Origin of the sequence: Allobacillus salarius (assembly GCF_007559425.1) — a bacterium.
In the GTDB taxonomy this organism is placed as follows: domain Bacteria; phylum Bacillota; class Bacilli; order Bacillales; family Alkalibacillaceae; genus Allobacillus; species Allobacillus salarius.
On record NZ_VMHE01000076.1, the window covers coordinates 1 to 957 of the forward strand.

Sequence of the window (957 nt, forward strand, 5' to 3'; positions counted from 1 at the left end):
TAATCCAACATCTCAAGAAGGGAAATGGGCGAATCAAAAATTAAAGAAATATAAAGCTGAAAGTAAATATAGAAAAGCAACAGGACAAGCACCTATTAAAGAAGTAATGACACCTACGAATATGAACGACACAAATGATTTAGGGTAGGTGGTTGATATATGTTAATGACAAAAAATCAAGCAGAAAAATGGTTTGACAATTCATTAGGGAAACAATTCAACCCAGATGGTTGGTATGGATTTCAGTGTTATGATTACGCCAATATGTTCTTTATGTTAGCGACAGGCGAAAGGCTGCAAGGTTTATATGCTTATAATATCCCGTTTGATAATAAAGCAAAGATTGAAAAATATGGTCAAATAATTAAAAACTATGACAGCTTTTTACCGCAAAAGTTGGATATTGTCGTTTTCCCGTCAAAGTATGGTGGCGGAGCTGGACACGTTGAAATTGTTGAGAGCGCAAATTTAAATACTTTCACATCATTTGGTCAAAACTGGAACGGTAAAGGTTGGACTAATGGCGTTGCGCAACCTGGTTGGGGTCCTGAAACTGTGACAAGACATGTTCATTATTATGACAATCCAATGTATTTTATTAGGTTAAACTTCCCTAACAACTTAAGCGTTGGCAATAAAGCTAAAGGTATTATTAAGCAAGCGACTACAAAAAAAGAGGCAGTAATTAAACCTAAAAAAATTATGCTTGTAGCCGGTCATGGTTATAACGATCCTGGAGCAGTAGGAAACGGAACAAACGAACGCGATTTTATACGTAAATATATAACGCCTAATATCGCTAAGTATTTAAGACATGCAGGACATGAAGTTGCATTATACGGTGGCTCAAGTCAATCACAAGATATGTATCAAGATACTGCATACGGTGTTAATGTAGGCAATAAAAAAGATTATGGCTTATATTGGGTTAAATCACAGGGGTATGACATTGTTCTA

General features: G+C 35.6%; 1 protein-coding gene and 1 pseudogene. Both read left to right on the forward strand.

The window, feature by feature from the left end; genetic code table 11:
* Window positions 1–148, forward strand: a pseudogene (locus tag FPQ13_RS13165) (phage holin); the annotation flags it as partial.
* A gap of 11 nt (window positions 149–159) precedes the next feature.
* The coding region (locus tag FPQ13_RS13170) for an N-acetylmuramoyl-L-alanine amidase (protein ID WP_144089743.1) at window positions 160–957 on the forward strand (798 nt) is incomplete at its 3' end.